At 55.7% G+C, this 25,356-nt stretch carries 19 protein-coding genes; 13 read left to right on the top strand and 6 right to left on the bottom strand.

Translation table 11 applies throughout. The features are described 5' to 3' along the window. The first annotated feature begins 14 nt into the window (after window positions 1-14). Both AACY11_RS19315 and AACY11_RS19310 read left to right on the top strand, forming a co-directional pair. Window positions 15-8,468, top strand: a complete 8,454-nt coding sequence (locus AACY11_RS19315; RefSeq protein ID WP_339495543.1) for a two-partner secretion domain-containing protein — start codon at window positions 15-17, stop codon at window positions 8,466-8,468. Beyond that, on the top strand, window positions 8,465-8,821 hold the full coding sequence (locus tag AACY11_RS19310) for a hypothetical protein (RefSeq protein WP_339495539.1): 357 nt from the start codon (window positions 8,465-8,467) through the stop codon (window positions 8,819-8,821). The genes AACY11_RS19315 and AACY11_RS19310 overlap by 4 nt, the downstream gene beginning before the upstream one ends. 30 nt (window positions 8,822-8,851) lie before the next feature. On the opposite strand, the gene AACY11_RS19305 is transcribed toward AACY11_RS19310, so the two are convergent. After that, entirely contained in the window at window positions 8,852-9,076 is a 225-nt protein-coding gene (locus AACY11_RS19305) for a SymE family type I addiction module toxin (protein WP_339495538.1), read from the bottom strand. An 80-nt stretch (window positions 9,077-9,156) separates the two neighbouring features. Beyond that, window positions 9,157-9,528, bottom strand: a complete 372-nt coding sequence (locus AACY11_RS19300; RefSeq protein ID WP_339495537.1) for a helix-turn-helix domain-containing protein — start codon at window positions 9,526-9,528, stop codon at window positions 9,157-9,159. A gap of 99 nt (window positions 9,529-9,627) precedes the next feature. Between AACY11_RS19300 and AACY11_RS19295 the strand changes: the two genes are divergently transcribed. The 6 genes from AACY11_RS19295 to AACY11_RS19270 all read left to right on the top strand — a co-directional run bounded on the left by AACY11_RS19295 (window position 9,628) and on the right by AACY11_RS19270 (window position 16,136). After that, window positions 9,628-12,648 (top strand): CHC2 zinc finger domain-containing protein, encoded by a 3,021-nt coding sequence (locus tag AACY11_RS19295; RefSeq protein WP_339495536.1) that lies wholly within the window; start codon window positions 9,628-9,630, stop codon window positions 12,646-12,648. Window positions 12,649-12,660: 12 nt separating this feature from the next. Continuing rightward, window positions 12,661-13,734 carry a site-specific tyrosine recombinase XerC gene (gene xerC, locus AACY11_RS19290; RefSeq protein WP_339495535.1) on the top strand — a complete coding sequence of 358 codons (1,074 nt, stop codon included), beginning with the start codon at window positions 12,661-12,663 and terminating at the stop codon, window positions 13,732-13,734. Window positions 13,735-14,399: 665 nt separating this feature from the next. Continuing rightward, entirely contained in the window at window positions 14,400-14,948 is a 549-nt protein-coding gene (locus AACY11_RS19285; protein WP_339495542.1) for a polymorphic toxin type 50 domain-containing protein, read from the top strand. Beyond that, on the top strand, window positions 14,945-15,256 hold the full coding sequence (locus tag AACY11_RS19280) for a colicin (protein ID WP_339495541.1): 312 nt from the start codon (window positions 14,945-14,947) through the stop codon (window positions 15,254-15,256). Before AACY11_RS19285 ends, AACY11_RS19280 begins: the two co-directional genes overlap by 4 nt. A 98-nt stretch (window positions 15,257-15,354) precedes the next feature. Beyond that, a complete protein-coding gene (locus AACY11_RS19275) occupies window positions 15,355-15,783 on the top strand; it encodes a cysteine peptidase family C39 domain-containing protein (RefSeq protein WP_339495540.1) in 429 nt (142 codons plus the stop codon). Next, entirely contained in the window at window positions 15,780-16,136 is a 357-nt protein-coding gene (locus AACY11_RS19270) for a hypothetical protein (RefSeq protein ID WP_339495539.1), read from the top strand. The genes AACY11_RS19275 and AACY11_RS19270 overlap by 4 nt, the downstream gene beginning before the upstream one ends. 30 nt (window positions 16,137-16,166) lie before the next feature. Here AACY11_RS19270 and AACY11_RS19265 read toward each other — a convergent pair whose 3' ends face one another. Beyond that, window positions 16,167-16,391: a SymE family type I addiction module toxin gene (locus AACY11_RS19265; RefSeq protein WP_339495538.1), complete on the bottom strand. Its 225-nt coding sequence runs from the start codon at window positions 16,389-16,391 to the stop codon at window positions 16,167-16,169. An 80-nt stretch (window positions 16,392-16,471) separates the two neighbouring features. Then, window positions 16,472-16,843 (bottom strand): helix-turn-helix domain-containing protein, encoded by a 372-nt coding sequence (locus AACY11_RS19260; RefSeq protein ID WP_339495537.1) that lies wholly within the window; start codon window positions 16,841-16,843, stop codon window positions 16,472-16,474. Between the two features lie 99 nt (window positions 16,844-16,942). Between AACY11_RS19260 and AACY11_RS19255 the strand changes: the two genes are divergently transcribed. From AACY11_RS19255 to AACY11_RS19240, 4 genes are all read left to right on the top strand, one after another. Beyond that, window positions 16,943-19,963, top strand: coding sequence for a CHC2 zinc finger domain-containing protein (locus AACY11_RS19255; RefSeq protein WP_339495536.1), 3,021 nt, complete (start codon window positions 16,943-16,945; stop codon window positions 19,961-19,963). Between the two features lie 12 nt (window positions 19,964-19,975). Then, window positions 19,976-21,049, top strand: coding sequence for a site-specific tyrosine recombinase XerC (gene xerC / locus AACY11_RS19250; protein WP_339495535.1), 1,074 nt, complete (start codon window positions 19,976-19,978; stop codon window positions 21,047-21,049). A 665-nt stretch (window positions 21,050-21,714) separates the two neighbouring features. Continuing rightward, window positions 21,715-22,410 carry a hypothetical protein gene (locus AACY11_RS19245; RefSeq protein WP_339495534.1) on the top strand — a complete coding sequence of 232 codons (696 nt, stop codon included), beginning with the start codon at window positions 21,715-21,717 and terminating at the stop codon, window positions 22,408-22,410. Window positions 22,411-22,415: 5 nt separating this feature from the next. Then, on the top strand, window positions 22,416-22,778 hold the full coding sequence (locus AACY11_RS19240; protein ID WP_339495533.1) for a hypothetical protein: 363 nt from the start codon (window positions 22,416-22,418) through the stop codon (window positions 22,776-22,778). Window positions 22,779-22,831: 53 nt separating this feature from the next. On the opposite strand, the gene AACY11_RS19235 is transcribed toward AACY11_RS19240, so the two are convergent. Both AACY11_RS19235 and AACY11_RS19230 read right to left on the bottom strand, forming a co-directional pair. Next, window positions 22,832-23,386, bottom strand: a complete 555-nt coding sequence (locus AACY11_RS19235) for an RNA 2'-phosphotransferase (RefSeq protein ID WP_339495532.1) — start codon at window positions 23,384-23,386, stop codon at window positions 22,832-22,834. 596 nt (window positions 23,387-23,982) lie between these two features. Then, window positions 23,983-24,321 (bottom strand): helix-turn-helix domain-containing protein, encoded by a 339-nt coding sequence (locus tag AACY11_RS19230; RefSeq protein WP_339495531.1) that lies wholly within the window; start codon window positions 24,319-24,321, stop codon window positions 23,983-23,985. Between the two features lie 200 nt (window positions 24,322-24,521). Here AACY11_RS19230 and AACY11_RS19225 point away from each other — a divergent pair, with 200 nt between their 5' ends. Then, window positions 24,522-25,217, top strand: coding sequence for a transposase (locus AACY11_RS19225; RefSeq protein WP_339434235.1), 696 nt, complete (start codon window positions 24,522-24,524; stop codon window positions 25,215-25,217). Window positions 25,218-25,356 lie beyond the last annotated feature (139 nt).

Below are 25,356 nucleotides of genomic sequence, written 5' to 3'. Positions count from 1 at the left end.
CCCGAGATTCTGACATGGACATCCGTCAATTGGCCTACCTGGCCGGTCAGCCTTCTGCTGTCGTAAAACACCACGAACGCTTTCTGGGCATGCCCAAGCGCGGCCTCGCGTTCCTGTTGGCAAACGTCATGTTCTGGCAACCGATCTGGGCGCGGGCGGATGGGATCGTAGTCAACGCGCCTGGCACAACCCTTGATCGTGCCGGCAACGGCGTGCCCATCGTCAATATCGCCGCGCCCAATGCGACGGGGCTGTCGCACAACCAGTTTCATGATTACAACGTCGGTGCTGAAGGCGTCATCCTCAACAACGCCACGGCGCGCACACAACTGACGCAAATGGGCGGCATCATTCTAGGCAACCCGAATTTGCGCGGGGCTGCCGCACAAACCATCCTCAACGAAGTCAACGGTGGCAGCCCGAGTCAACTGCGCGGTTACACCGAAGTGGCAGGGCAGTCGGCGCGTGTCATCGTCGCCAACCCTTACGGCATCAGTTGCAACGGCTGTGGGTTCATCAACACGCCGCGGGTGACCCTGACCACCGGCAAACCGGTGCTTGATAACGGTCGACTGGATCGTTTTCAGGTGGATCAGGGCGGTGTGTCCATCGACGGCACCGGTCTGGATGCGAGCAACGTCGACAGCTTTGAAATCATCACCCGCAGTGCGCGGATCAATGCGCAGATTCATGCCAAACGCCTGAACATCACCACCGGTCGCAATGACGTCAATGCCGACACTCTCAACGCCACCGCGCGGGCTGACGATGGCAGCGCCAAGCCGCAACTGGCCATCGACTCTTCTGCGCTCGGTGGCATGTATGCCGGCGCGATCAAACTGGTGGGCACGGAGCAGGGCGTAGGTGTGAAGCTGGCGGGCGATCTTGCCGCCAGCGCCGGTGACATCCAGATCGATGCCAACGGTCAGTTGAGCATGGCCAAAGTCACTGCCAGCAGTGCCATTGATATCAAGTCCAGAGGTCTTGATGCCCAAGGGCCGGTTTACGCTGGAACGCAACTGGCGGTGCAGACCGCTGAACAACTGGTCAACCGCCAAAGCCTTGTCGCCCGCGATTCTGTACGCCTGAGCAGCGGCGGCAAACTGACCAACAGTGGTGTGATCGAAGCCGGGGTGAACGCCGACAACACTCGCAATACCACAGGTGATCTGACCGTCAATGGTGCTGCGGTGAGCAACACTGGCAGCCTGTTGGCCAGTCGTTCCCTGAGCGCTGCGGCCACCGGTGTATTGGATAACCAGAATGGCATCGTCCAGGCGAAAAACGTCACGGTGAGCGCTGCCCGGCTGGTCAATCAGGGCGTCAACGCGCGTATTTACGGTGAAACCCGTCTGGCACTCAGCGCGCCGGCCATCGTCAATCTCAAGGGCCTGATCCGCTTTGCCGATGGTCAGGCCGCGACGCTGTCGGTCGACAGCCTCGACAACCGTCTGGGCCGTATCGAAATCGCTGGCGGCAGTCTCAAGCTCAATGCCCGGGATGTGCAGAACGCTGACGGCAAAATCGTTGCCGGACGCCTGGATATCGATGCCCGGCAAGTTGACAACACCCGTGGTCTGATCGGCGCCGGTCAGAGCGATGCCAAGGTTGTCGCCCGAGAGCGGCTGGACAACGCACAAGGAAAAATCCAGGCGAAGACCACGCTGGCGGTGTCCGGCGGCGAATTGCTCAACCATGGCGGAACGCTCGCGGCTGACCGGATTCTGGTCACTGCCGCACGACTGGATAACAGCGAAAAAGGTGTCGTCAGTGCTGAAAACGGTGCTGCCGAGCTGACACTGGAGCAGGATCTGGATAACCACGACGGCAAAATTCAGGCATCGGGTCGCCTGACCGTCGCGGCTCAGAGCATCAATAATCGTAATGCCAGCCTGATCGGCCAAACCCTCGAAGTGAACAGTCGCGGCACACTCGACAATACCCAAGGCACCCTTTCGTCCGATGACAGCGTGGTCACCAGCGAAGACCTGGACAACAGTCAGGGGCTGATTCAGGGCAATGATCGCCTGAACGTTACCGCTCGCGATTTGCAGAACTCGGCCGGCAAATTGCTGGGCGGCGTAGTTGACGCGCAACTGGCCAACCTCACCGGCAACAACGACGGCACCCTCAGCGCGCAAAGCGGCAAGCTTACGCTGATGGTCCAGCAGCACCTGAACAACGCGTTGGGTCGGTTGCAAGCCAGCCAGGGTGATGTGGCTATTCATGCCGCTTCGCTCGATAACCGTGGCGGTGTCGTCGCCGCACAGCAATTGCTGGTGATGGCTGAAAACGGCCACGTCGACAACCGTGGCGGGCGCATGATCAGTGATGGTCTGGACCTGCACGCGGCCAGCCTCGATAACAGCGATAACGGTCTGTTGGCAGCAGGTGTTGACGGTGCGCGGTTGATCCTCAAACGAGCTGCTCCTGGCCAGTCGCAACTGCTCAACGTCAAAGGCCGGATCCAGAGCGATGCCGACCTGCACATCGAAAGTGATGCCGTCGACAACAGCGCCGGCGTCCTGCTTGGCCAAGCCATCGACGTGACTGCCACGCAACTGAACAACAATGACAACGGTGGCATTGTCGGCAACGGCGGTGATGTCGCACTGAAAATCAGTGGTGTCTTCAGCAACGTCACTGGCGTGGTCGATGCCGCTGAACAGCGTCTGCTGCTCGATCAGCTCACCGAGCTGGATAACCGTGGCGGCACCCTGCGCGGCAAGCGACTGGACATCACCAGCATTTCGATCAACAACAACGCTGCCGGCCAGATCATCGCGGGCAGTGATGGCCTGAAAATTACCGGCAAAACCCTGCTGAACCAGCAAGGCGTGATCTTCGCCAATGGCAGTCATGCCGAACTGGCTCTGGGTAGCGGAACCCTTCAGAACCAGGGCGGCACGCTGCAAGCCGACACATTGGAGATCACCAGCGCCGACCTCGATAACAGCGCGGTTAACGGCAAGGCCGGATTGATCTCCAGCCTGTTGGGTGATCTGAAATTGACCGTCACTCGCCTGACCAACCGGGCCGGCAAGATGTTCGCCAAGGATCAGTTGGTATTCGTTGGCGACAGTCTGGACAACACCGGCGGCGAGATCAGCGGCAATCGATTGGCGCTCGAAGCGGTCAGCCAGATTCTCAACCAGGGTGGCCTGATCGAATCGGCGACCCATCTGCAACTCGCCAGCGGCCAGTTGAACAACAGTGCCGGCGGCCAGATTCGCGCACTCGGCGGCGCCTCCAGTCAGATCAAACTGACCGGCAACCTGAACAACCAGAGCGGCGTTATAGAGATCGGCAGCCAGGATCTGACACTCGCCGGCGGCCAACTCAATAACCTCAGCGGCAGCGTGCGTCACGCCGCGCAGGGTGTCTTCGATCTGGATCTGAGCAATCTGGCCGGCACCCAGGGCAGCCTCACCGGACTGGGCAAAGGCGTGTGGGATGTCGGTTCGGTCAATGGTGTCGGCACCTGGCAACTCAACGGCGGCCTGACCTACACCAGCGCTCAGGATCTGAACCTCAATGCCAGTGACCGCATCGCCAGTGCTTCGGCAATGAGCCTTCAGGTCGCCAACCTGACCAACGCCGGACAACTGCTCAGCGACGGCGATCTGACGCTGACCCTGACGGGCAATCTGCTCAACAGTGGTCGGGTATCGGCGCAAAAGAAGCTCACCATCAGCGCCAACGACTTGATTCAACAGGACGGGCGACTGGTCAGCGGGGGCGATACCGCACTGACCCTGCGCGGCACGCTCGACAACCTCGGTCGTCTGATCGCCAACCAGAACCTCACGGTGACGGCAGCACGCATCAACAACAAAGGCACCCTCGGCGCCCAAGGCAATCTTGAGTTCACCGCTGCCAACGGCATCTACAACGACGCCGACACCCTGCTGTTCAGCGGCGGCACGATGAAGCTGCACGGCAACAGCCTCAACAATTTCTACGGTGACATCTACAGCCGCGGCAACCTGAGCTTCGACGCTGTGGGCGGCGGTCGTGCCGCGTTGTTCAGCAACCTGTCGGGCACCGTCGAAGGTGAGGGTGATATCGACATCAATGCTGTCTCGGTGGAAAACGCCAAGGCAGAATTCGAGATGACCTCGGGGCAATCATCTGGCAGCTTGAGCTGGGTGTGCGCCCAGCATTGCGGTGGCCATGACGGCTGGAAACGCGGCTATATCACCATTACCACTGACTTCAACGATCAAGTCCTCAAGGACTCGCGCGCGGCACGATTCGTCGCCGGAAAAAACTTCAACATCCACGCCAATCAAGTGGAAAACCGCTACAGCCTGCTGGCGGCCAACGGCGACCTGACGGTGACTGCCGACAGCCTGTTGAATCAGGGAGCGGTCTCGCGCTCGGGCCATCGGGTGGTGCAGATCGGCACGCCGGGACACATCGATAACAGCCTCTGGGATCAGATGGAGTTCATGGACATCCCGGCGTTCAATGCCGCCACAGCGGCAGGCGATTTCGACGAGGCACGTTTCGAAGAATTGGTCAGTCGCTCCAGCGACTCCCGATTCGCTCAGACCAGCGACGTCACCACCTGGAATGAAAACGGCAACAATGTCTACTCGGCGGTGCTTCAGGCTGGTGGCAAAGTCAAACTGGATGTCACCAACAGCATTCAGAACGGTACGCTGTACGAAAACACCTATGGGCAACTGACCGGGTTATTGTCCAGCGATCAGACCTCCGTGGTCGGTGGTATCAACATCAATCTGGGTAAGCACAGCACTGACGCCAGCACCCAGGCAGCGAAAAATGTAACCCGCATCGAACGTGTCGATGCCGACGGCGTGAAGCAGATCAGCTTCGTCCCGGTCGACTTTAAGGGTGTACCTTTTGCGGCGGTCGATCCGACGGCTTCCTCGACGTTCCGTCTGCCGAAAGGCCCATATGGCATGTTCGTGCAGAGCACGAATCCGCAGAGCCGTTACCTGATCGAAACCAACCCGGAGCTGACCCAGACCGCGGCGTTCATGAGTTCCGACTATCTGCTCGGCAAACTCAACTTCAGCACAGATGAAGCAGCTCGTCGCCTCGGCGACGGTCGCTACGAATCGCGCTTGATCAGCGACGCAGTCATGGCCCAGACGGGCCAGCGTTTCCTCGCTGGCGGCCTGGAAAACGACTACGAGCAATTCCGTTATCTGATGGATAACGCGCTCGCCAGCAAGAACGAACTGAACCTGTCGGTCGGCGTCAGCCTGACCTCCGCGCAGGTTGCCGCACTGACCCACGACATCGTCTGGATGGAAGAACGCATCGTCGACGGCCAGAAAGTGCTGGTGCCGGTGCTCTATCTGGCACAGGCCGAATCGCGCAACGTGCGCGGCGGCAGCCTGATTCAGGGCCGCGATCTGGAACTGCTCGCCGGCAATGACCTGGTCAATGTCGGCACCTTGAGCGCTACCAAAGACGTCTCCGTCGACGTCAAGGGTAGCCTCTATCAGGGTGGTCTGGTCGAAGCCAACGAGCGCATCACGCTCATGGCCACCGACAGCATTCGCAATGCCTTGGCCGGCGAGATTCGCGGCAATCAGGTCAGCCTCACCAGCCTCAAGGGCGACATCGTCAACGATCGAACCGCTGTCGCTGTGCGTGACGGCAACGGGATGCGCACGCTGGTCGATGACGGCGGCAACATCACCGCGCGCGACAGCCTGACCATCAAGTCCGGCCAGGATCTGGTCAACTCGTCATCCATCAGCAGCGGCGGCGACGCCAGCCTGAGCGCCACCCGTGACATCAACTTGCTGGCGACGCGCAACGAAAACGAACTCCACGAAGTGTTCAATGGCGGCCATCGCTCGGTCGTCACCACCACCGTGGAAAACCTTGCGTCAACGGTGAAAAGCGGCGGCAACTTGAAGCTCGACGCCGGCCGCGACATCAACGTCGTCGCCAGCACCGCCGAAGCCAAAGGTAACCTCAACGTTGACGCCAAGCGCGACATTTACATGTCCTCGGCCGGCGACGAAAACAACGTCGAAACCCACAGCAAGGACGGCAAGAAACGCGTCCACGAAGAAGACAACCACACCGTCCAGAACGCCGCCGAGTTCATCGCGGGCGGCGACGTGAAAACCAGTTCCGGACGCGACACCACGCTGGTCGCAAGCAAGATCAGCGCAGGCAATGAAGCCTACGTCTACGCCGGCAATGATTTGAACCTGCTGGCCGCGCAGAACAAGGACTACACCCTCTATGACATGAAAGAGAAGGGCGGCTTCGGCAGCCTGAAACTCAAGCGCGACGAAGTCACCCAGGTCACCCACGTGGGTAGCGAGATCAAGACCGGTGGCAACCTTTCGCTCGTCAGCAAGGGTGACCAGCTCTATCAAGTGGCCAAGCTCGACAGCGGCAAGGACATCGTTCTCGACAGCGGCGGCGCCATCACCTTTGAGGGGGTGAAGGATCTGCATGATGAGAGCCATACCAAGACCAACAACAACGCCGCGTGGGTGTCAGCCAAAGGCCGTGGCAATACCGACGAAACCCTGCGCCAGACCCAGATGATTGCCAAGGGCAACATCGTGATCAAGGCCGTTGATGGGCTGAAGATTGATATCAAGGATGTCAATCAGCAATCCGTCAGCCAGACGATTGACACGATGGTCAAGGCTGACTCGCAGTTGGCGTGGTTGAAGGATGCCGAGGCGCGGGGGGATGTTGATTGGCAGCTCGTTAAAGAGATTCACGAATCCTTCAAGTACGAGAATTCGGGTCTTGGTCCGGCATCGCAGATGATCATTGCGATTGTGATGGCTGCAGTAGTTGGACCGGCAGCTTTGACGGCCTTTAGTGGAATGGGTACGTTCTGGGCTGCAACCTTTGCTGCTGTGGCAACTGGAGCGTCCACGAATGCGGCGACCAGCTTTATCAATAACGGCGGCAATCTTGGTGCTGTATTCGCTGACGTAACTTCTTCGGAGGCATTTAAAGGCTATGTTGTATCTGGGCTGACAGCCGGATTGATGGCTGATTACCTGAGCAAACTGACTGGTATTTCCTACGATGCAAACGGAAAACTCGTCGGGCCGTCGTTGGCGACATGGGAAGGCGTCAGCAGGTTCGCCGGAAGTCAAATACTTCAAGGTGGCACCTCTGGCCTGATCAACAAAGCAGTGGGAGGAGATGCAAGCGTCAGCGATATTCTAAAAACAGCGCTCTTCAACACTGTTGCCGCGTACAGCTTTAATCTGGTGGGTGATCTTACGAAAGGCGTTGTGGACGACGGCTCTGCGAGCAAGATCATCATCCATGCTGCGGTTGGCGGCCTGTTGTCAGAAATGAGCGGCGGAGATTTTGCGACAGGTGCGTTGGCGGCTGGCGCGAATGAGGCACTTGTAGCCGAACTGAATAAGATGGTGGGTGGTGATAAAGATCTGCTCTTGATGGCATCTCAGATTGTAGGGGTGTTGTCGGCCACTGCACTGGGCGATACAGATCAAGAGTCAATGGAGCTAGCCTCTTGGATTACCAACAACGCCACACAGTACAACTTCCTCAATCACCAGCAAGTTGACGACCTCGTCAAGGATTTGAAAGGTTGCAGAGCTAGCGAAAATCCGGCTGCTTGCCGGCAACAGGTGAAGGATCGTTATGCTGAGCTTAGCGCCAAGACCAGCGGTGCTGAGCTGTTCAAATGCGAGGGGTTCACTGAATGCAATGGTCAAACGACCTCTGCAGAAGGTGGGACGTTGGCGTTGGAGGATTACGACGCCAATGGGGGGTTAAATTCTGATGAGCTAGGAATCGTCCAGGACTTTCAGGATTCGAACCACACGGATCAGCTGAACTCTCACCATAAAACGATGCTGGGTGATCATGCTGAAATCGCTGGGACCATTCTGACCGGCGGGATCGGCGCAGGTACCAAATTGGTTGGGAAGACTGAGGAGGTGCTGGGTGCGGCAAAAGGGGGAGGGGCTGTAGGAGAAGCGGCGGGTGCTGTTCCTAAAAATCCTTTATTTGCTGATTCGATACCTAGAAACGGTGATCGTCTAGTTGTGAACCAAGGGCCAGTGCCTACTTGTGGTCACAATTCATGTGGGATGGTTTTGAACACCATGGGCAAAAAAGTTGATATAGGGACTCTTGTCCAAAGGCTGCCCCCTTCTGAGAAAGGAATATTTACTCAGAATGTTGCTGACTTGATGAAGTCTGAAGGTATTCCTGCAAGTGCCTTTGGAAACAGAAATGTTGCTGACTTAACTAGATACACTTCAAGTGGGACTCCTGTAGTTGTGCGTATAGCTGACAAGACAGGAGGCTCTGATTTCTCTCATTTTGTAGTGGTAGATGGAATCACAACTAGAAATAACATTCCAGTTGTTGCTATTCGTGACCCTCATGGCACGCAATACTTCAGTCCTGTCACCACTTTTGAAAAAAGCTTTACGGGTGAGGTTGTTGTTCCTCGGAGTGCGTTGAAATGAATTTAAGTATTGAATTTCCATCGGATATGAGAACTGAGCAATTGCTCAGGCAGGTACGCATCCCCTGTTTGTGCAGGATTTCTAGCGAGTTTGAGGTTTCTTTTTCAGATACTGTTCCTATTTCATCTGGGGTCGTATTGGAGTGGGATCGTAAGGAATTGGAGTTAAGAGCTGTTGCAGGTGGAGGAGGCCAATATACACACTATGCGAATAGCCTGATTACCTTAAGAGAAATTAAAGCCAATCTTTACAAGATTATTGACCTGGAAATGTTTTACACAGATTTCGGATGGTGCGTTGTTTTGAAAGATGGTGAATATGCGCCACCAGGTGATTTCTGGGATGAAGAATAAAATATCCCCGGCCAAGCCGGGGATGTTTTCTTACTCCGCCGTAATCACCAAGCACCCCTTCATCACCCGCACTTTAACGTTCTCGTTCACCTCAAACCCCGCCTGCCGTAGCCACAGCCCCCGTAGCCTGATCCAGGGTACGGGGCGGGCGGTGGCGTAGTCATTGTCCTTGTCGTTGGCCGGGTAGAAATCGGCGGCGATTTTCAACCGGCGTTCAGTGATCGGTGATGGTGACGTATGATCGGCCTTAGCCATGATTCAGCTCCTGTTTAGCTGCTTGTGGTTAGCGGGCCGTATGGGTTGCCGCCCATACGGTCCGCGCCTTCTTTTGAGGTTTAGCGGGTCTTCGATGACCAGCGTTCAGCCTCATATTTGATAATCATCCCTTCCAATAATTGCCTGACAACCCGTTGTTCCTCGGCGGGCATGTTGCTGATCGCTTGGAACTGCAAGCGCAGATCTTCATCAGGCGCTAATTCCTCCGGCTCAAAAATCAGTGAGTCCGTGGTGACGCGCAGGGTTTGCGACATTTTCTTCAAGGCTTCCAGTGAAGGCTGTGAAGTACCTGCCTCGTAGCGTTTGACCTGGGTGATATGCAGGCCGAGCGAATCAGCCAGCGCTTGTTGTGTCAGGCCCTTCTGTTTACGCAGGGATACCAGTCGTTGGGCAATGCTCATCGTGATTATTCGTGTGATGAAGGTAGCCATGATGTTATCCCCCAGTATCTATCGTGCTTGACATTGGTAGCATAAGAGAATCTAAAATGCGACACAAGAGAACCTTGACGCCCTTTTGGAGAAAACTCGATGGCCCGCATCCCCACCGCCGAACTGGAACGCCTCAAGCGTGAGGTGTCGCTGGTTCGGCTGATCCAGTCGCAGGGCCACGAGCTGAAGAAGCGGGGCAAGGACTGGGTGATGCGTTGTGTGTTTCACGAGGAAAACACCCCCAGCTTGTCGGTGTCGCCGGAGAAAAATCTCTATCACTGTTTCGGCTGCGGGGCCGCTGGCTCGGTGATTGATTGGGTGATGAAAACCCAGGGCGTTTCGTTGCCGCACGCGGTGCAGCTGTTGCGCAATGACGCGCCTTTGGAGAGTGCGGAAAAGGTCGGGGTGTCGCGCAGTCATGCCCGGCATTTGCCTTCTTTAGCCGCTGGTTCTTCGGCCTCTTCCACGTCCGAAGTCGAAGACGCGGCGCTGTTACGGTCGGTGGCCGAGTCCTACCACGCGAACCTGAAACAATCGCCTGAAGCCTTGGCTTACCTGGAATCTCGCGGGCTGAAGCACCCGGAGTTGGTCGAGCATTTCCAGCTCGGTTACGCCAATAAAACCCTGACTTACCGCTTGCCGCCAGGACATACCCAGGCGGGCAAAGCGTTGCGGCAGCAGTTGCAAACCTTGGGCGTTTTACGGTCCACCGGGCACGAACATTTGAACGGCTGCCTGGTGGTTCCGGTGCTGGGTTTGGACTCGGGCGAACAGGCCGGGCGGGTGATGCAGGTGTACGGGCGGCGGATGCAGCCGAACAATAAAATCCCCGCCAATCAGCCCCGGCATTTGTACTTGGCCACGCCGTTGCGCGGGGTGTGGAACGAGGCGGCATTGCTGACCAGCTCGGAAGTGATTTTGTGTGAATCACTGATCGACGGTATGACGTTTTGGTGTGCCGGGTTGCGTAACGTGATCAGCGCTTACGGGGTCAATGGATTTACCCAGGATCACTGGCAGGCCTTGAAACAGCACGGCACGCAGCGGGTGATCATCGCGTTTGACCGCGATGAAGCCGGCGATAAGGCGGCGGACAAACTGGCCGAGGAACTGCGCTCGGTGGGTATCGAAGTGTTCCGGTTGTTGTTCCCGCAGGGCATGGACGCCAACGCGTTTGCCTTGCAGGTGGAAAACCCGGGCCAGGCGCTGGGGGAGTTGGTGCGCCAAGCGGTGTGGCAGGGCAAGGGCGCGCTGGTTGAGGTGGAAATCACTTCTTCTTTAGCCGCCGTTGTTTCCGAGCCGGAATCTGTAGTCGTATCGGTTGCTCCACTGGCCCCGGTTCCCGGGGTTTCGCTGGTTGAGCCGGAATCCGTAGTCGAATCCTTTTCTGAAAACGCCCAGGGCGATCTGTTATTGACCGTCGCCGACCGGCACTGGCGGGTGCGGGGCTGGAAAAAGAACCTCGGTCCGGAGCAGATGCGGGTCAATTTACTGGTGCGCCGCGAGGTCAGCGATACCAACGAAGCCGCGTATTACGTGGACAGTTTCGACCTGTACGCGGCCAAGGCGCGGTTCAGTTATATGCAGCAGGCCAGCCGGGAACTGGGCGTGGTGGAAGAGGTGGTGAAGCGCGATTTGGGCCTGCTGTTGCTCAAGTTGGAAGGCTTGCAAGAAGCGGCGATCCAGGCGGCTTTGGCACCGAAAAATCCCGCGCCGACTTTGAGCGCCGAAGACGAGCAGGCGGCGTTATCGTTGCTGCGCGCCCCGGATCTGCTGGCCCGGATCGAGTCCGATTTATCCCGTTGCGGTGTTGTCGGCGAATCTTCAAATCTATTAGCCGGGTACTTGGCGGCGGTGTCCAGAAAGCTCGATCAGCCCCTGGCGGTGTTAATTCAGTCATCGAGCGCGGCGGGTAAATCTAGCCTGATGGATGCAGTTTTAAACCTGATCCCCGAAGAAGAACGCATCCAATACAGCGCCATGACCGGCCAGAGTCTTTTTTATCTTGGCGAAACGGATCTGCAACACAAGATTTTGGCCATCGCCGAAGAGGAAGGCGTGCGCCAGGCGGCTTACGCGTTGAAGCTGCTGCAATCGGACGGCGAACTGAGCATTGCCAGTACTGGAAAAGATGAAACCACCGGCAACCTGGTGACCAAGCAATACACGGTCAAAGGCCCGGTCATGTTGATGCTGACCACCACGGCCATCGACGTGGACGAAGAGTTACTTAATCGTTGTTTGGTCCTGACGATCAACGAAAGCCGCGAACAAACCGAGGCTATCCACGCGTTACAGCGGCAAAAACAAACCCTCGATGGGCTGCTGGCCAACGCGGAAAAACAGGCGATTACCCGCTTGCATCAAAACGCCCAGCGTCTTTTGCAGCGGATCGCGGTGGTCAATCCTTACGCCGATCGGCTGACGTTTCTCTCGGATAAAACCCGCACCCGGCGCGACCATATGAAATACCTGACGCTGATTCGGGCGATTGCCTTGCTGCATCAGCATCAGCGGCCTGTTCACCAGGTCGAGCACCGGGGGCAGATGCTGGCTTATATCGAAGTCACGCAAGGCGACATCGTGCTAGCCAACCGGCTGGCCCATGAAATTCTCGGGCGAACCCTGGACGAGCTGCCGCCGCAAACGCGGCGTTTGCTTGGGCTGTTGCAAAACTGGGTAAAACATCAAAGCCAGGTACTGACGCTCAAGCCGGGGGAGTTTCGTTTTAGCCGCAAGGAGCTGCGCGAGGCGTCGGGCTGGGGAGATACCCAGCTAAAAATCCACCTGGGCCGCTTGGTCGAGCTGGAGTATTTACAGCTGTACCGCAAGGGTTTGACCCACGAATACCGCCTGACGTATGACGGCGACGGCCGCGACCAGGCGCACCTAATGGGGCTGATCGATGCGACCGAACTGGACAATAAATCCGCTCGGTCGGGGCATCAGGAAGAACGGTCGGGGTCTGGTCGGGTGGTGGTCGGTACTCGGTCGGACTTGGCAAAAGCTCCTCAAAGCCAGGCCCCACAAGGGCTACAGCCTGAGGCGGTCGGGGTGGACGAAAAACCACGGTTCTCAGGAAATAAAAAGTCTGTGCCGCCGTTGTCCCGTGCCCACTAAGTCGAGGCGGTCATGAGCCAAACACACCGAAAAATAAAAATCGCCGACCAGGTGATTGGCCCGCAGGGCGACCCGGGCAGTTTGTATTTCCAGATGAAACAGTTCCTTCAACATCAGCGCGAACGCGGCTACTCGGAGCGCACGGTGGGCAACCGCGAAGACTTGCTGATCGCTTTTATTCGCTGGTGTGACGAACGGGGTTTGACCCGACCGCAGGAGATTACCCGGCCGATCCTGGAGCGTTACCAGCGTCATCTTTTTTTATACCGAAAGGCCGACGGCGAGCCGCTGTCAGCCCGCAGCCAAACGGTGCGCATTACACCGATTCGGGTCTGGTTTAAATGGCTGACCAAGAGCAATCGTCTGCTTTATAACCCCGCCGCCGACCTCGATCTGCCGCGCATGGAACAGCGCCTGCCGAAACATATTCTCAGCAGCGACGAGGCGGAGAAAATCCTCAACGTTCCGGACGTGGCCACCTTCACCGGTGTGCGTGACCGGGCTATGTTGGAAACGCTTTATTCAACCGGCATGCGCCGTATGGAACTCATTAACTTGAGCTGGAGCAGCATTGATTACGAGCGCGGGACGGTAATGATTCGCCAGGGCAAAGGCAAAAAAGACCGGATGATCCCGATTGGTGAAAGAGCCCTCGCGTGGATCAAAAAATACCGTGATGAAGTGCGTCCGCAGTTTGTTTTAGGTGACGACGATGGAACGTTGTTCCTGACCCAGCAGGGCGAATCCTTCAGCCCGAATCGCTTAACTCAACTGGTGCGTGAACATATCGACGCGGCGCAGATCGGCAAGCGCGGTAGTTGTCATTTGTTCCGTCACACCATGGCGACCTTGATGCTGGAGAACGGCGCGGATATCCGTTTTATCCAGGCGATGTTGGGCCATGTAAGTTTGGAGACGACGCAGATTTATACCCAGGTGAGTATTAGGGCATTGAAGGAAATCCATACGGCAACGCACCCGGCGCGGTTGAAGCGACAGGCGAAAGAGCAAGATCAACAGCAACAGCCAGATCAAGTGCCAGATCAAGTGCCAGATCAAGTGCCAGATCACGATCAAAAACAATAAGGGCTAACAGCTGCTTCGCAACTGTCAGGCTATATGCCGGGGGTAAATGCGCGGCTTCGCCGCTCATTCAACATAACGCGCATTACACAAAGTACAGCCCCGGCACTTACCGCGGTGAAGCGTGCGGCGCGCCGGGGCTGCACCGCTTCGCGCCCTTCGGGTTCGTGTAATGGGCGTTATGTCAGGCCCCCGGAAGATCAAGCGCCAAAGCATTTGCATTTACGCCCGGCTTCGCCACCGGCTGGCTAAAAGCGTTTATCACCCCGCCCGCCCCGCCGGTCAGTCGTTGCGGGCTCGCGCTTCGCTGCTCGTTCCCCGCACCGTCTGCCCGGCTCCCGTCCGCCCCAAGGGGCTCCCCAAAGCCAGAGCAGAGCCCGATCAAAAGCAGATCAACAGCCAAAGCGTGCAGTCATGAGGTAAGCCGTCTTGCGGTCGCCTCACCCCACGCCCCAGCCTGTTCTGGCCGAGGTGCGGTCAAGGCCAAGCCCTGCAGGTGCGCAAGCGCAGCCTTGACCAGCCCGAGCACGTGTCAGGCCTCGAAGAGGCAGAGCCTAACGCGCTGCGCTTGTTGGCCCCTGGCCGTCCCGGCGGCTACGCCACCGCGCCGTCCAGGGGCTTGATTTTTTAGCTGCGAAAACGCGGCTGCGCCGCTAAGCTCGGTGGCCATGAAAACCCTGAATCGTCAGAACCCGCTTCTCTGGCTGGGCCTGCTGTTGTTGGCCTGGCTGGTTCTGGGCGCGCAGGTGATGGAGCCAAAAACCGCGTCTGGGCCATTTTATGCGGCGAGTGAGCATCGTCTGGGTGTCACCCGCTGGGAAGCCGCACCACGTCTGGCGTTGAGCGCGTGGACAACGGATTTTGCGTCGGGCGATACAGTTGGTGCAAAAGCCACTGGTGCGTCGCTGGACAACGTAGCCAGCAGCATTCATGCTGGGCAGCAAGGCAAGCATATTCTTGGGCACAACAATTTTATTCCAGGACGCAGCTATTTTAATGAGGGAGTGGATCCCCAGAAGCTGTTGAATGGTACCCATGCAGGAGAGCTTCCTGTCGTAGGCTATGGTTCCCGAGGGCAGCCAATAGTCGATTTTGGAACAAATATTGGAGTCGATGGTTCATCAGGCTTAGCGACAAGATATGGAACAATACATTCAGGTAAAAGCGGAGCGCATATTGTTCCAACAAATCCTTCTACTGTTGGAGTAAAACCATGAGAGCTTTGCCTGATTGGTTGGTTTTGTGTGTTTGGCACGCTCTGATAGGTGAGATATATCCTGCAATAAGAGCAATCGCTCTTTCATTAGCGGATGATCGAACATTGTTTATATGTTATTATCTTGACAGGCAGCCTACAGAATTTGATTGGGAAAGCTTAGAAGTTGTTGCTACGAATATTTCAGCTTCAATTGGTCAGGATAAAGTTCTTCATATAGAAGTGGAGTGCAAATTCTCATCGGACCCAATAGGCAATCTTGAGTGTTTTGAAGGTTTTGCCTATTGCCGCCGAGAATATGATTCGTAGCGGCAAAAGGGGGAGGGGCTGTAGGAGAAGCGGCGGGTGCTGTTCCTAAAAATCCTTTATTTGCTGATTCGATACCTAGAAACGGTGATCGTCTAGTTGTGAACCAAGGGCCAGTGCCTACTTGTGGTCACAATTCATGTGGGATGGTTTTGAACACCATGGGCAAAAAAGTTGATATAGGGACTCTTGTCCAAAGGCTGCCCCCTTCTGAGAAAGGAATATTTACTCAGAATGTTGCTGACTTGATGAAGTCTGAAGGTATTCCTGCAAGTGCCTTTGGAAACAGAAATGTTGCTGACTTAACTAGATACACTTCAAGTGGGACTCCTGTAGTTGTGCGTATAGCTGACAAGACAGGAGGCTCTGATTTCTCTCATTTTGTAGTGGTAGATGGAATCACAACTAGAAATAACATTCCAGTTGTTGCTATTCGTGACCCTCATGGCACGCAATACTTCAGTCCTGTCACCACTTTTGAAAAAAGCTTTACGGGTGAGGTTGTTGTTCCTCGGAGTGCGTTGAAATGAATTTAAGTATTGAATTTCCATCGGATATGAGAACTGAGCAATTGCTCAGGCAGGTACGCATCCCCTGTTTGTGCAGGATTTCTAGCGAGTTTGAGGTTTCTTTTTCAGATACTGTTCCTATTTCATCTGGGGTCGTATTGGAGTGGGATCGTAAGGAATTGGAGTTAAGAGCTGTTGCAGGTGGAGGAGGCCAATATACACACTATGCGAATAGCCTGATTACCTTAAGAGAAATTAAAGCCAATCTTTACAAGATTATTGACCTGGAAATGTTTTACACAGATTTCGGATGGTGCGTTGTTTTGAAAGATGGTGAATATGCGCCACCAGGTGATTTCTGGGATGAAGAATAAAATATCCCCGGCCAAGCCGGGGATGTTTTCTTACTCCGCCGTAATCACCAAGCACCCCTTCATCACCCGCACTTTAACGTTCTCGTTCACCTCAAACCCCGCCTGCCGTAGCCACAGCCCCCGTAGCCTGATCCAGGGTACGGGGCGGGCGGTGGCGTAGTCATTGTCCTTGTCGTTGGCCGGGTAGAAATCGGCGGCGATTTTCAACCGGCGTTCAGTGATCGGTGATGGTGACGTATGATCGGCCTTAGCCATGATTCAGCTCCTGTTTAGCTGCTTGTGGTTAGCGGGCCGTATGGGTTGCCGCCCATACGGTCCGCGCCTTCTTTTGAGGTTTAGCGGGTCTTCGATGACCAGCGTTCAGCCTCATATTTGATAATCATCCCTTCCAATAATTGCCTGACAACCCGTTGTTCCTCGGCGGGCATGTTGCTGATCGCTTGGAACTGCAAGCGCAGATCTTCATCAGGCGCTAATTCCTCCGGCTCAAAAATCAGTGAGTCCGTGGTGACGCGCAGGGTTTGCGACATTTTCTTCAAGGCTTCCAGTGAAGGCTGTGAAGTACCTGCCTCGTAGCGTTTGACCTGGGTGATATGCAGGCCGAGCGAATCAGCCAGCGCTTGTTGTGTCAGGCCCTTCTGTTTACGCAGGGATACCAGTCGTTGGGCAATGCTCATCGTGATTATTCGTGTGATGAAGGTAGCCATGATGTTATCCCCCAGTATCTATCGTGCTTGACATTGGTAGCATAAGAGAATCTAAAATGCGACACAAGAGAACCTTGACGCCCTTTTGGAGAAAACTCGATGGCCCGCATCCCCACCGCCGAACTGGAACGCCTCAAGCGTGAGGTGTCGCTGGTTCGGCTGATCCAGTCGCAGGGCCACGAGCTGAAGAAGCGGGGCAAGGACTGGGTGATGCGTTGTGTGTTTCACGAGGAAAACACCCCCAGCTTGTCGGTGTCGCCGGAGAAAAATCTCTATCACTGTTTCGGCTGCGGGGCCGCTGGCTCGGTGATTGATTGGGTGATGAAAACCCAGGGCGTTTCGTTGCCGCACGCGGTGCAGCTGTTGCGCAATGACGCGCCTTTGGAGAGTGCGGAAAAGGTCGGGGTGTCGCGCAGTCATGCCCGGCATTTGCCTTCTTTAGCCGCTGGTTCTTCGGCCTCTTCCACGTCCGAAGTCGAAGACGCGGCGCTGTTACGGTCGGTGGCCGAGTCCTACCACGCGAACCTGAAACAATCGCCTGAAGCCTTGGCTTACCTGGAATCTCGCGGGCTGAAGCACCCGGAGTTGGTCGAGCATTTCCAGCTCGGTTACGCCAATAAAACCCTGACTTACCGCTTGCCGCCAGGACATACCCAGGCGGGCAAAGCGTTGCGGCAGCAGTTGCAAACCTTGGGCGTTTTACGGTCCACCGGGCACGAACATTTGAACGGCTGCCTGGTGGTTCCGGTGCTGGGTTTGGACTCGGGCGAACAGGCCGGGCGGGTGATGCAGGTGTACGGGCGGCGGATGCAGCCGAACAATAAAATCCCCGCCAATCAGCCCCGGCATTTGTACTTGGCCACGCCGTTGCGCGGGGTGTGGAACGAGGCGGCATTGCTGACCAGCTCGGAAGTGATTTTGTGTGAATCACTGATCGACGGTATGACGTTTTGGTGTGCCGGGTTGCGTAACGTGATCAGCGCTTACGGGGTCAATGGATTTACCCAGGATCACTGGCAGGCCTTGAAACAGCACGGCACGCAGCGGGTGATCATCGCGTTTGACCGCGATGAAGCCGGCGATAAGGCGGCGGACAAACTGGCCGAGGAACTGCGCTCGGTGGGTATCGAAGTGTTCCGGTTGTTGTTCCCGCAGGGCATGGACGCCAACGCGTTTGCCTTGCAGGTGGAAAACCCGGGCCAGGCGCTGGGGGAGTTGGTGCGCCAAGCGGTGTGGCAGGGCAAGGGCGCGCTGGTTGAGGTGGAAATCACTTCTTCTTTAGCCGCCGTTGTTTCCGAGCCGGAATCTGTAGTCGTATCGGTTGCTCCACTGGCCCCGGTTCCCGGGGTTTCGCTGGTTGAGCCGGAATCCGTAGTCGAATCCTTTTCTGAAAACGCCCAGGGCGATCTGTTATTGACCGTCGCCGACCGGCACTGGCGGGTGCGGGGCTGGAAAAAGAACCTCGGTCCGGAGCAGATGCGGGTCAATTTACTGGTGCGCCGCGAGGTCAGCGATACCAACGAAGCCGCGTATTACGTGGACAGTTTCGACCTGTACGCGGCCAAGGCGCGGTTCAGTTATATGCAGCAGGCCAGCCGGGAACTGGGCGTGGTGGAAGAGGTGGTGAAGCGCGATTTGGGCCTGCTGTTGCTCAAGTTGGAAGGCTTGCAAGAAGCGGCGATCCAGGCGGCTTTGGCACCGAAAAATCCCGCGCCGACTTTGAGCGCCGAAGACGAGCAGGCGGCGTTATCGTTGCTGCGCGCCCCGGATCTGCTGGCCCGGATCGAGTCCGATTTATCCCGTTGCGGTGTTGTCGGCGAATCTTCAAATCTATTAGCCGGGTACTTGGCGGCGGTGTCCAGAAAGCTCGATCAGCCCCTGGCGGTGTTAATTCAGTCATCGAGCGCGGCGGGTAAATCTAGCCTGATGGATGCAGTTTTAAACCTGATCCCCGAAGAAGAACGCATCCAATACAGCGCCATGACCGGCCAGAGTCTTTTTTATCTTGGCGAAACGGATCTGCAACACAAGATTTTGGCCATCGCCGAAGAGGAAGGCGTGCGCCAGGCGGCTTACGCGTTGAAGCTGCTGCAATCGGACGGCGAACTGAGCATTGCCAGTACTGGAAAAGATGAAACCACCGGCAACCTGGTGACCAAGCAATACACGGTCAAAGGCCCGGTCATGTTGATGCTGACCACCACGGCCATCGACGTGGACGAAGAGTTACTTAATCGTTGTTTGGTCCTGACGATCAACGAAAGCCGCGAACAAACCGAGGCTATCCACGCGTTACAGCGGCAAAAACAAACCCTCGATGGGCTGCTGGCCAACGCGGAAAAACAGGCGATTACCCGCTTGCATCAAAACGCCCAGCGTCTTTTGCAGCGGATCGCGGTGGTCAATCCTTACGCCGATCGGCTGACGTTTCTCTCGGATAAAACCCGCACCCGGCGCGACCATATGAAATACCTGACGCTGATTCGGGCGATTGCCTTGCTGCATCAGCATCAGCGGCCTGTTCACCAGGTCGAGCACCGGGGGCAGATGCTGGCTTATATCGAAGTCACGCAAGGCGACATCGTGCTAGCCAACCGGCTGGCCCATGAAATTCTCGGGCGAACCCTGGACGAGCTGCCGCCGCAAACGCGGCGTTTGCTTGGGCTGTTGCAAAACTGGGTAAAACATCAAAGCCAGGTACTGACGCTCAAGCCGGGGGAGTTTCGTTTTAGCCGCAAGGAGCTGCGCGAGGCGTCGGGCTGGGGAGATACCCAGCTAAAAATCCACCTGGGCCGCTTGGTCGAGCTGGAGTATTTACAGCTGTACCGCAAGGGTTTGACCCACGAATACCGCCTGACGTATGACGGCGACGGCCGCGACCAGGCGCACCTAATGGGGCTGATCGATGCGACCGAACTGGACAATAAATCCGCTCGGTCGGGGCATCAGGAAGAACGGTCGGGGTCTGGTCGGGTGGTGGTCGGTACTCGGTCGGACTTGGCAAAAGCTCCTCAAAGCCAGGCCCCACAAGGGCTACAGCCTGAGGCGGTCGGGGTGGACGAAAAACCACGGTTCTCAGGAAATAAAAAGTCTGTGCCGCCGTTGTCCCGTGCCCACTAAGTCGAGGCGGTCATGAGCCAAACACACCGAAAAATAAAAATCGCCGACCAGGTGATTGGCCCGCAGGGCGACCCGGGCAGTTTGTATTTCCAGATGAAACAGTTCCTTCAACATCAGCGCGAACGCGGCTACTCGGAGCGCACGGTGGGCAACCGCGAAGACTTGCTGATCGCTTTTATTCGCTGGTGTGACGAACGGGGTTTGACCCGACCGCAGGAGATTACCCGGCCGATCCTGGAGCGTTACCAGCGTCATCTTTTTTTATACCGAAAGGCCGACGGCGAGCCGCTGTCAGCCCGCAGCCAAACGGTGCGCATTACACCGATTCGGGTCTGGTTTAAATGGCTGACCAAGAGCAATCGTCTGCTTTATAACCCCGCCGCCGACCTCGATCTGCCGCGCATGGAACAGCGCCTGCCGAAACATATTCTCAGCAGCGACGAGGCGGAGAAAATCCTCAACGTTCCGGACGTGGCCACCTTCACCGGTGTGCGTGACCGGGCTATGTTGGAAACGCTTTATTCAACCGGCATGCGCCGTATGGAACTCATTAACTTGAGCTGGAGCAGCATTGATTACGAGCGCGGGACGGTAATGATTCGCCAGGGCAAAGGCAAAAAAGACCGGATGATCCCGATTGGTGAAAGAGCCCTCGCGTGGATCAAAAAATACCGTGATGAAGTGCGTCCGCAGTTTGTTTTAGGTGACGACGATGGAACGTTGTTCCTGACCCAGCAGGGCGAATCCTTCAGCCCGAATCGCTTAACTCAACTGGTGCGTGAACATATCGACGCGGCGCAGATCGGCAAGCGCGGTAGTTGTCATTTGTTCCGTCACACCATGGCGACCTTGATGCTGGAGAACGGCGCGGATATCCGTTTTATCCAGGCGATGTTGGGCCATGTAAGTTTGGAGACGACGCAGATTTATACCCAGGTGAGTATTAGGGCATTGAAGGAAATCCATACGGCAACGCACCCGGCGCGGTTGAAGCGACAGGCGAAAGAGCAAGATCAACAGCAACAGCCAGATCAAGTGCCAGATCAAGTGCCAGATCAAGTGCCAGATCACGATCAAAAACAATAAGGGCTAACAGCTGCTTCGCAACTGTCAGGCTATATGCCGGGGGTAAATGCGCGGCTTCGCCGCTCATTCAACATAACGCGCATTACACAAAGTACAGCCCCGGCACTTACCGCGGTGAAGCGTGCGGCGCGCCGGGGCTGCACCGCTTCGCGCCCTTCGGGTTCGTGTAATGGGCGTTATGTCAGGCCCCCGGAAGATCAAGCGCCAAAGCATTTGCATTTACGCCCGGCTTCGCCACCGGCTGGCTAAAAGCGTTTATCACCCCGCCCGCCCCGCCGGTCAGTCGTTGCGGGCTCGCGCTTCGCTGCTCGTTCCCCGCACCGTCTGCCCGGCTCCCGTCCGCCCCAAGGGGCTCCCCAAAGCCAGAGCAGAGCCCGATCAAAAGCAGATCAACAGCCAAAGCGTGCAGTCATGAGGTAAGCCGTCTTGCGGTCGCCTCACCCCACGCCCCAGCCTGTTCTGGCCGAGGTGCGGTCAAGGCCAAGCCCTGCAGGTGCGCAAGCGCAGCCTTGACCAGCCCGAGCACGTGTCAGGCCTCGAAGAGGCAGAGCCTAACGCGCTGCGCTTGTTGGCCCCTGGCCGTCCCGGCGGCTACGCCACCGCGCCGTCCAGGGGCTTGATTTTTTAGCTGCGAAAACGCGGCTGCGCCGCTAAGCTCGGTGGCCATGAAAACCCTGAATCGTCAGAACCCGCTTCTCTGGCTGGGCCTGCTGTTGTTGGCCTGGCTGGTTCTGGGCGCGCAGGTGATGGAGCCAAAAACCGCGTCTGGGCCATTTTATGCGGCGAGTGAGCATCGTCTGGGTGTCACCCGCTGGGAAGCCGCACCACGTCTGGCGTTGAGCGCGTGGACAACGGATTTTGCGTCGGGCGATACAGTTGCTGCAAAAGGTGGCGGTTCTAGTGGTCCAAAAGGGACAGTAGATATAGGCAAGGGAGTTACAGGCCGAACTCAGCTAGACCCTACAGAGATTTCTTTTTCACAAGCGACTGTTGCGTATCAAAAGAAAAATTCCAATCTAAATTACGATGACCTTGTTCGGTCTATGAAAAAGGATGGATGGCAAGGAGAGCCTGTTGACGTAGTCAGGATGCCTGGTGGCGCGCCAACAAGTGTTGATAATACTCGCATACTTGCCGCGCGCGAGGCGGGGATTAAGGTTGAAGCGAATGTCAGGAATTATAATGACCCAATATCAGACGATCAGGCACGTAGATTTATACTGAATGGTCAGGTTCCTAAAACTTGGGGAGAGGCTGTGGAGTTTCGGGTGAGGAAACAAAGCCAGATGCCTGGGGTGGATAAGAGCTGGGCAGAGAAATTTCCCAGTGGATCTATTTATGATCCTGAGATTACGAGGTGATGAAAATGCAGGAGGGGTTTTGTCCTTATTCTGTCGATCAATTGCCAGCTGGCTTTAAATATCCCAGTAGATATTTGGATTTTGCCAAGTCTATTGGTCTGCCTAAAGATTTTCCCTGGTGGTTTGACGATGCGAGCACGGAAGGCGGTCAGTTGTCGTGGAAAATGCGGGGAAGTTATGGTGCGTGGGTGGGTTTAGAAGGGAGAAATCTAATACCCTTTGCGCAGCTAAATGATGATGCTGCTTTTTTTGATGGTGATGACTTAAGTGGCGACCCCAAGGTTGTCGTCATTGATTTAGGCAACAAAGAGAGAGTTTATGAACTGCCGAGCTTTGAGGCTTGGCTCTACGATGTTCTCCAAGACTGATTTTGAGAGGGTGCGTATTTTTTGTTTAGAAATTGCGACTGTGAGTAGTTAGCTCACAGGCCATGTTCATATAAAAAATTTTCTGGCACATGACTAGTTAACCAAACCCCATTATCTGCCTGAAAGAATTTGAAGCCCTGTTGGTGCATCCGCAGGGCTTCAATTTTTAGTACCACAGGTTTTCCATAGCGCTGCCCAACAGTAATAGCCGTAGTTATGTCCTGCGACAGGTGCACATGGTGGCGAGAGCCCGCAATCAGTCCTTGTTGACGAATCGACTCTAGAAAACGTGTAGCGGTGCCATGGTAGAGAAATTTTGGTGGCTCTTTTTCGGTGTGCTGCAGGCTTACGCTGGCTGTTGAGTGGCCCTGTACGGCACGAATGCGTAGGCCATCATCCGAGATAGTAAAACGCTTTTTATCGCTGCTGCTGACGACCGCTTGAATAAGCGCAATATCTAAGATTCGTCCATCTTTAGCCGCGCCCGCGATCAAAGAGTCAATATCTGCCCAGCCCTCGCTGTCTAGCTGCAAGCCGATGGCGTGTGGTTCATGCCTGAGAACATAGCTAAGAAATTTGCTGGTCTCGTTGAGTTGCTTGGTATTCATCCTGCTTAACGCCTCAAAATTATTCACTGATTGGCAGCGGTTTGAAGAAAAGGGGACTGAAGAAAAGGGGATCTATTTAATTAGTCTTCAAGCACCGGCCTCGTGCCGGTGTTGTTTTATCTGCGGTCAGCGCCAAGCAATAACTGCCGAGGCTGTCTGTAATCTGTCTGCAGAGTGTCTGTAATTTGTCTGCAAACAGTCTGCAGATTGTCTGTAGTTTGTCTGCAGTGATAAAGCCCGCGCCTCAATCGGGCAAGCCGATTGTCGATAACCGACCCGCTGTCCGCTTTGACCCTTAAATCTGGTGTGTATTCAGGGCTTTGTATCGTCCTTAACTGCTGTTGATCGGGCTATACACCATACGCACCTTACCGGTGCTGCCAAAGCCCCGGATTTACTGGGTTGCAGCGGTTTATTAGCAAGCAGGCTGTGGCCTCATGCGGCCACGCTGTTGGCTACAGGCCCCGTATTACCTGATGCCATGAGGCCACACCCGTGCCACGGTGCCTTTTTCTTTAGCCGCATTCTTTAGTGGCCTGCGGTCTTGCCATTTTCGGCCTGTGGAACGAAGAAACGCTTGGTCTGATGCTTGAGGATCATGGCATCGAGCAGGGCCGGGCCAGTATCGAGCGGCGCTCGTCCTCGTCCATCTGCGCCACGGCTTCGAACTTCAGCTTCAGTTCGTCTTGCGGTTCGCGCTCGCCTTGCTCGAACACCAGCCAGTCGGTGGTCACGTTAAACGCGGTGGCGACCTTCTTCAGAATCTCCAGCGACGGTTGGGCCTCGCCCGACTCGTAGCGTTTGACCTGGGTGATGTGGATGCCCACGGTCTCGGCCATTTGCTGCTGGGTCAGGCCGTGTTGCTTGCGTAGCTGCAAGAAGCGCTCAGTGAAGCTCATCCAGAACAAACCTTGATGGTGGTCGATGCCTGGCATTGTCACCTCCGGTTCTGATGAGGGTTGACGAAAGTATCTGTGTAGAGCCTACAATAATCCCTGATAGGATACTTGACAATGGGTAAAGGGGGACAGACCACGTTTAACGTAATTCACTGCAACAATAGGTAAAAATTTGCCTTCATTTGTACCTTGCGGCCCGCTAAGCTTTCAGTTCGACCAATTGAAAGGATTCATCGATGCCGCGTAGACCCCGAGTTTTGATACCAGGCGTACCATTGCACTTGATTCAGCGAGGAAACAATAGATCTGTCTGTTTTTTTACCGAGGAAGATTACCTTTTTTATTTGGAGCTTTTGGTCGAGCAGGCTTCTAAAAATGATTGTGATATTCATGCGTGGTGCTTAATGAGCAATCACGTTCATTTGTTAGTCAGTCCTCATAATTCCAATAGCGCAAGCCTGCTGATGAAAGGTGTCGGGCAGCGATACGTCCAATATATAAATCGTACGTATAGTCGCAGCGGAAGTTTGTGGGAAGGCCGGTTTCGTTCATGCCTTGTTGAGAGTGAACGATATTTGTTGTGCTGTTATCGTTACATCGAAATGAATCCCGTCAGAGCGAAAATGGTAAATCATCCGGCAGAATATCGCTGGTCAAGTTACCGTTTTAACGCACAATCAGAGCGATCACACATTGTTACCCCTCATGCTCAATATTTGGCGCTTGGAGTGCAGGGCGGGCAGCCGGCAGATGCTTACCGCGAACTGTTCAAAAATGACTTAGAGTCAGAGTTGGTTGACCAGATTCGTGACGCGACCAATGGAAATAATGTTTTTGGCGGTTCAAAGTTTGCTGTTGATGTCGAGGCAATGATCGGTCGTCGCGTGCAGCGAGGGAGCCCGGGACGGCCAAAAAATCGACCATCTAGTTAAAACGTGGTCTGTCCCTGAGGGATCCCCACAAATCTACTCCAGGCTCTGCGCCTGATGATGCACCTCATCGCGCAGAGCTTTCTCCAATTTTTCCCAGTCTCCGCTGCCTCCGAACTCTATGCATCTACGCCAGTATTCC

This window comes from Pseudomonas sp. RA_105y_Pfl2_P56, from assembly GCF_963970845.1.
GTDB classification, from domain to species: domain Bacteria; phylum Pseudomonadota; class Gammaproteobacteria; order Pseudomonadales; family Pseudomonadaceae; genus Aquipseudomonas; species Aquipseudomonas baetica_A.
Note: the sequence above shows the minus strand (reverse complement) of the source record. Positions and strands in the feature narration are given on the sequence as shown.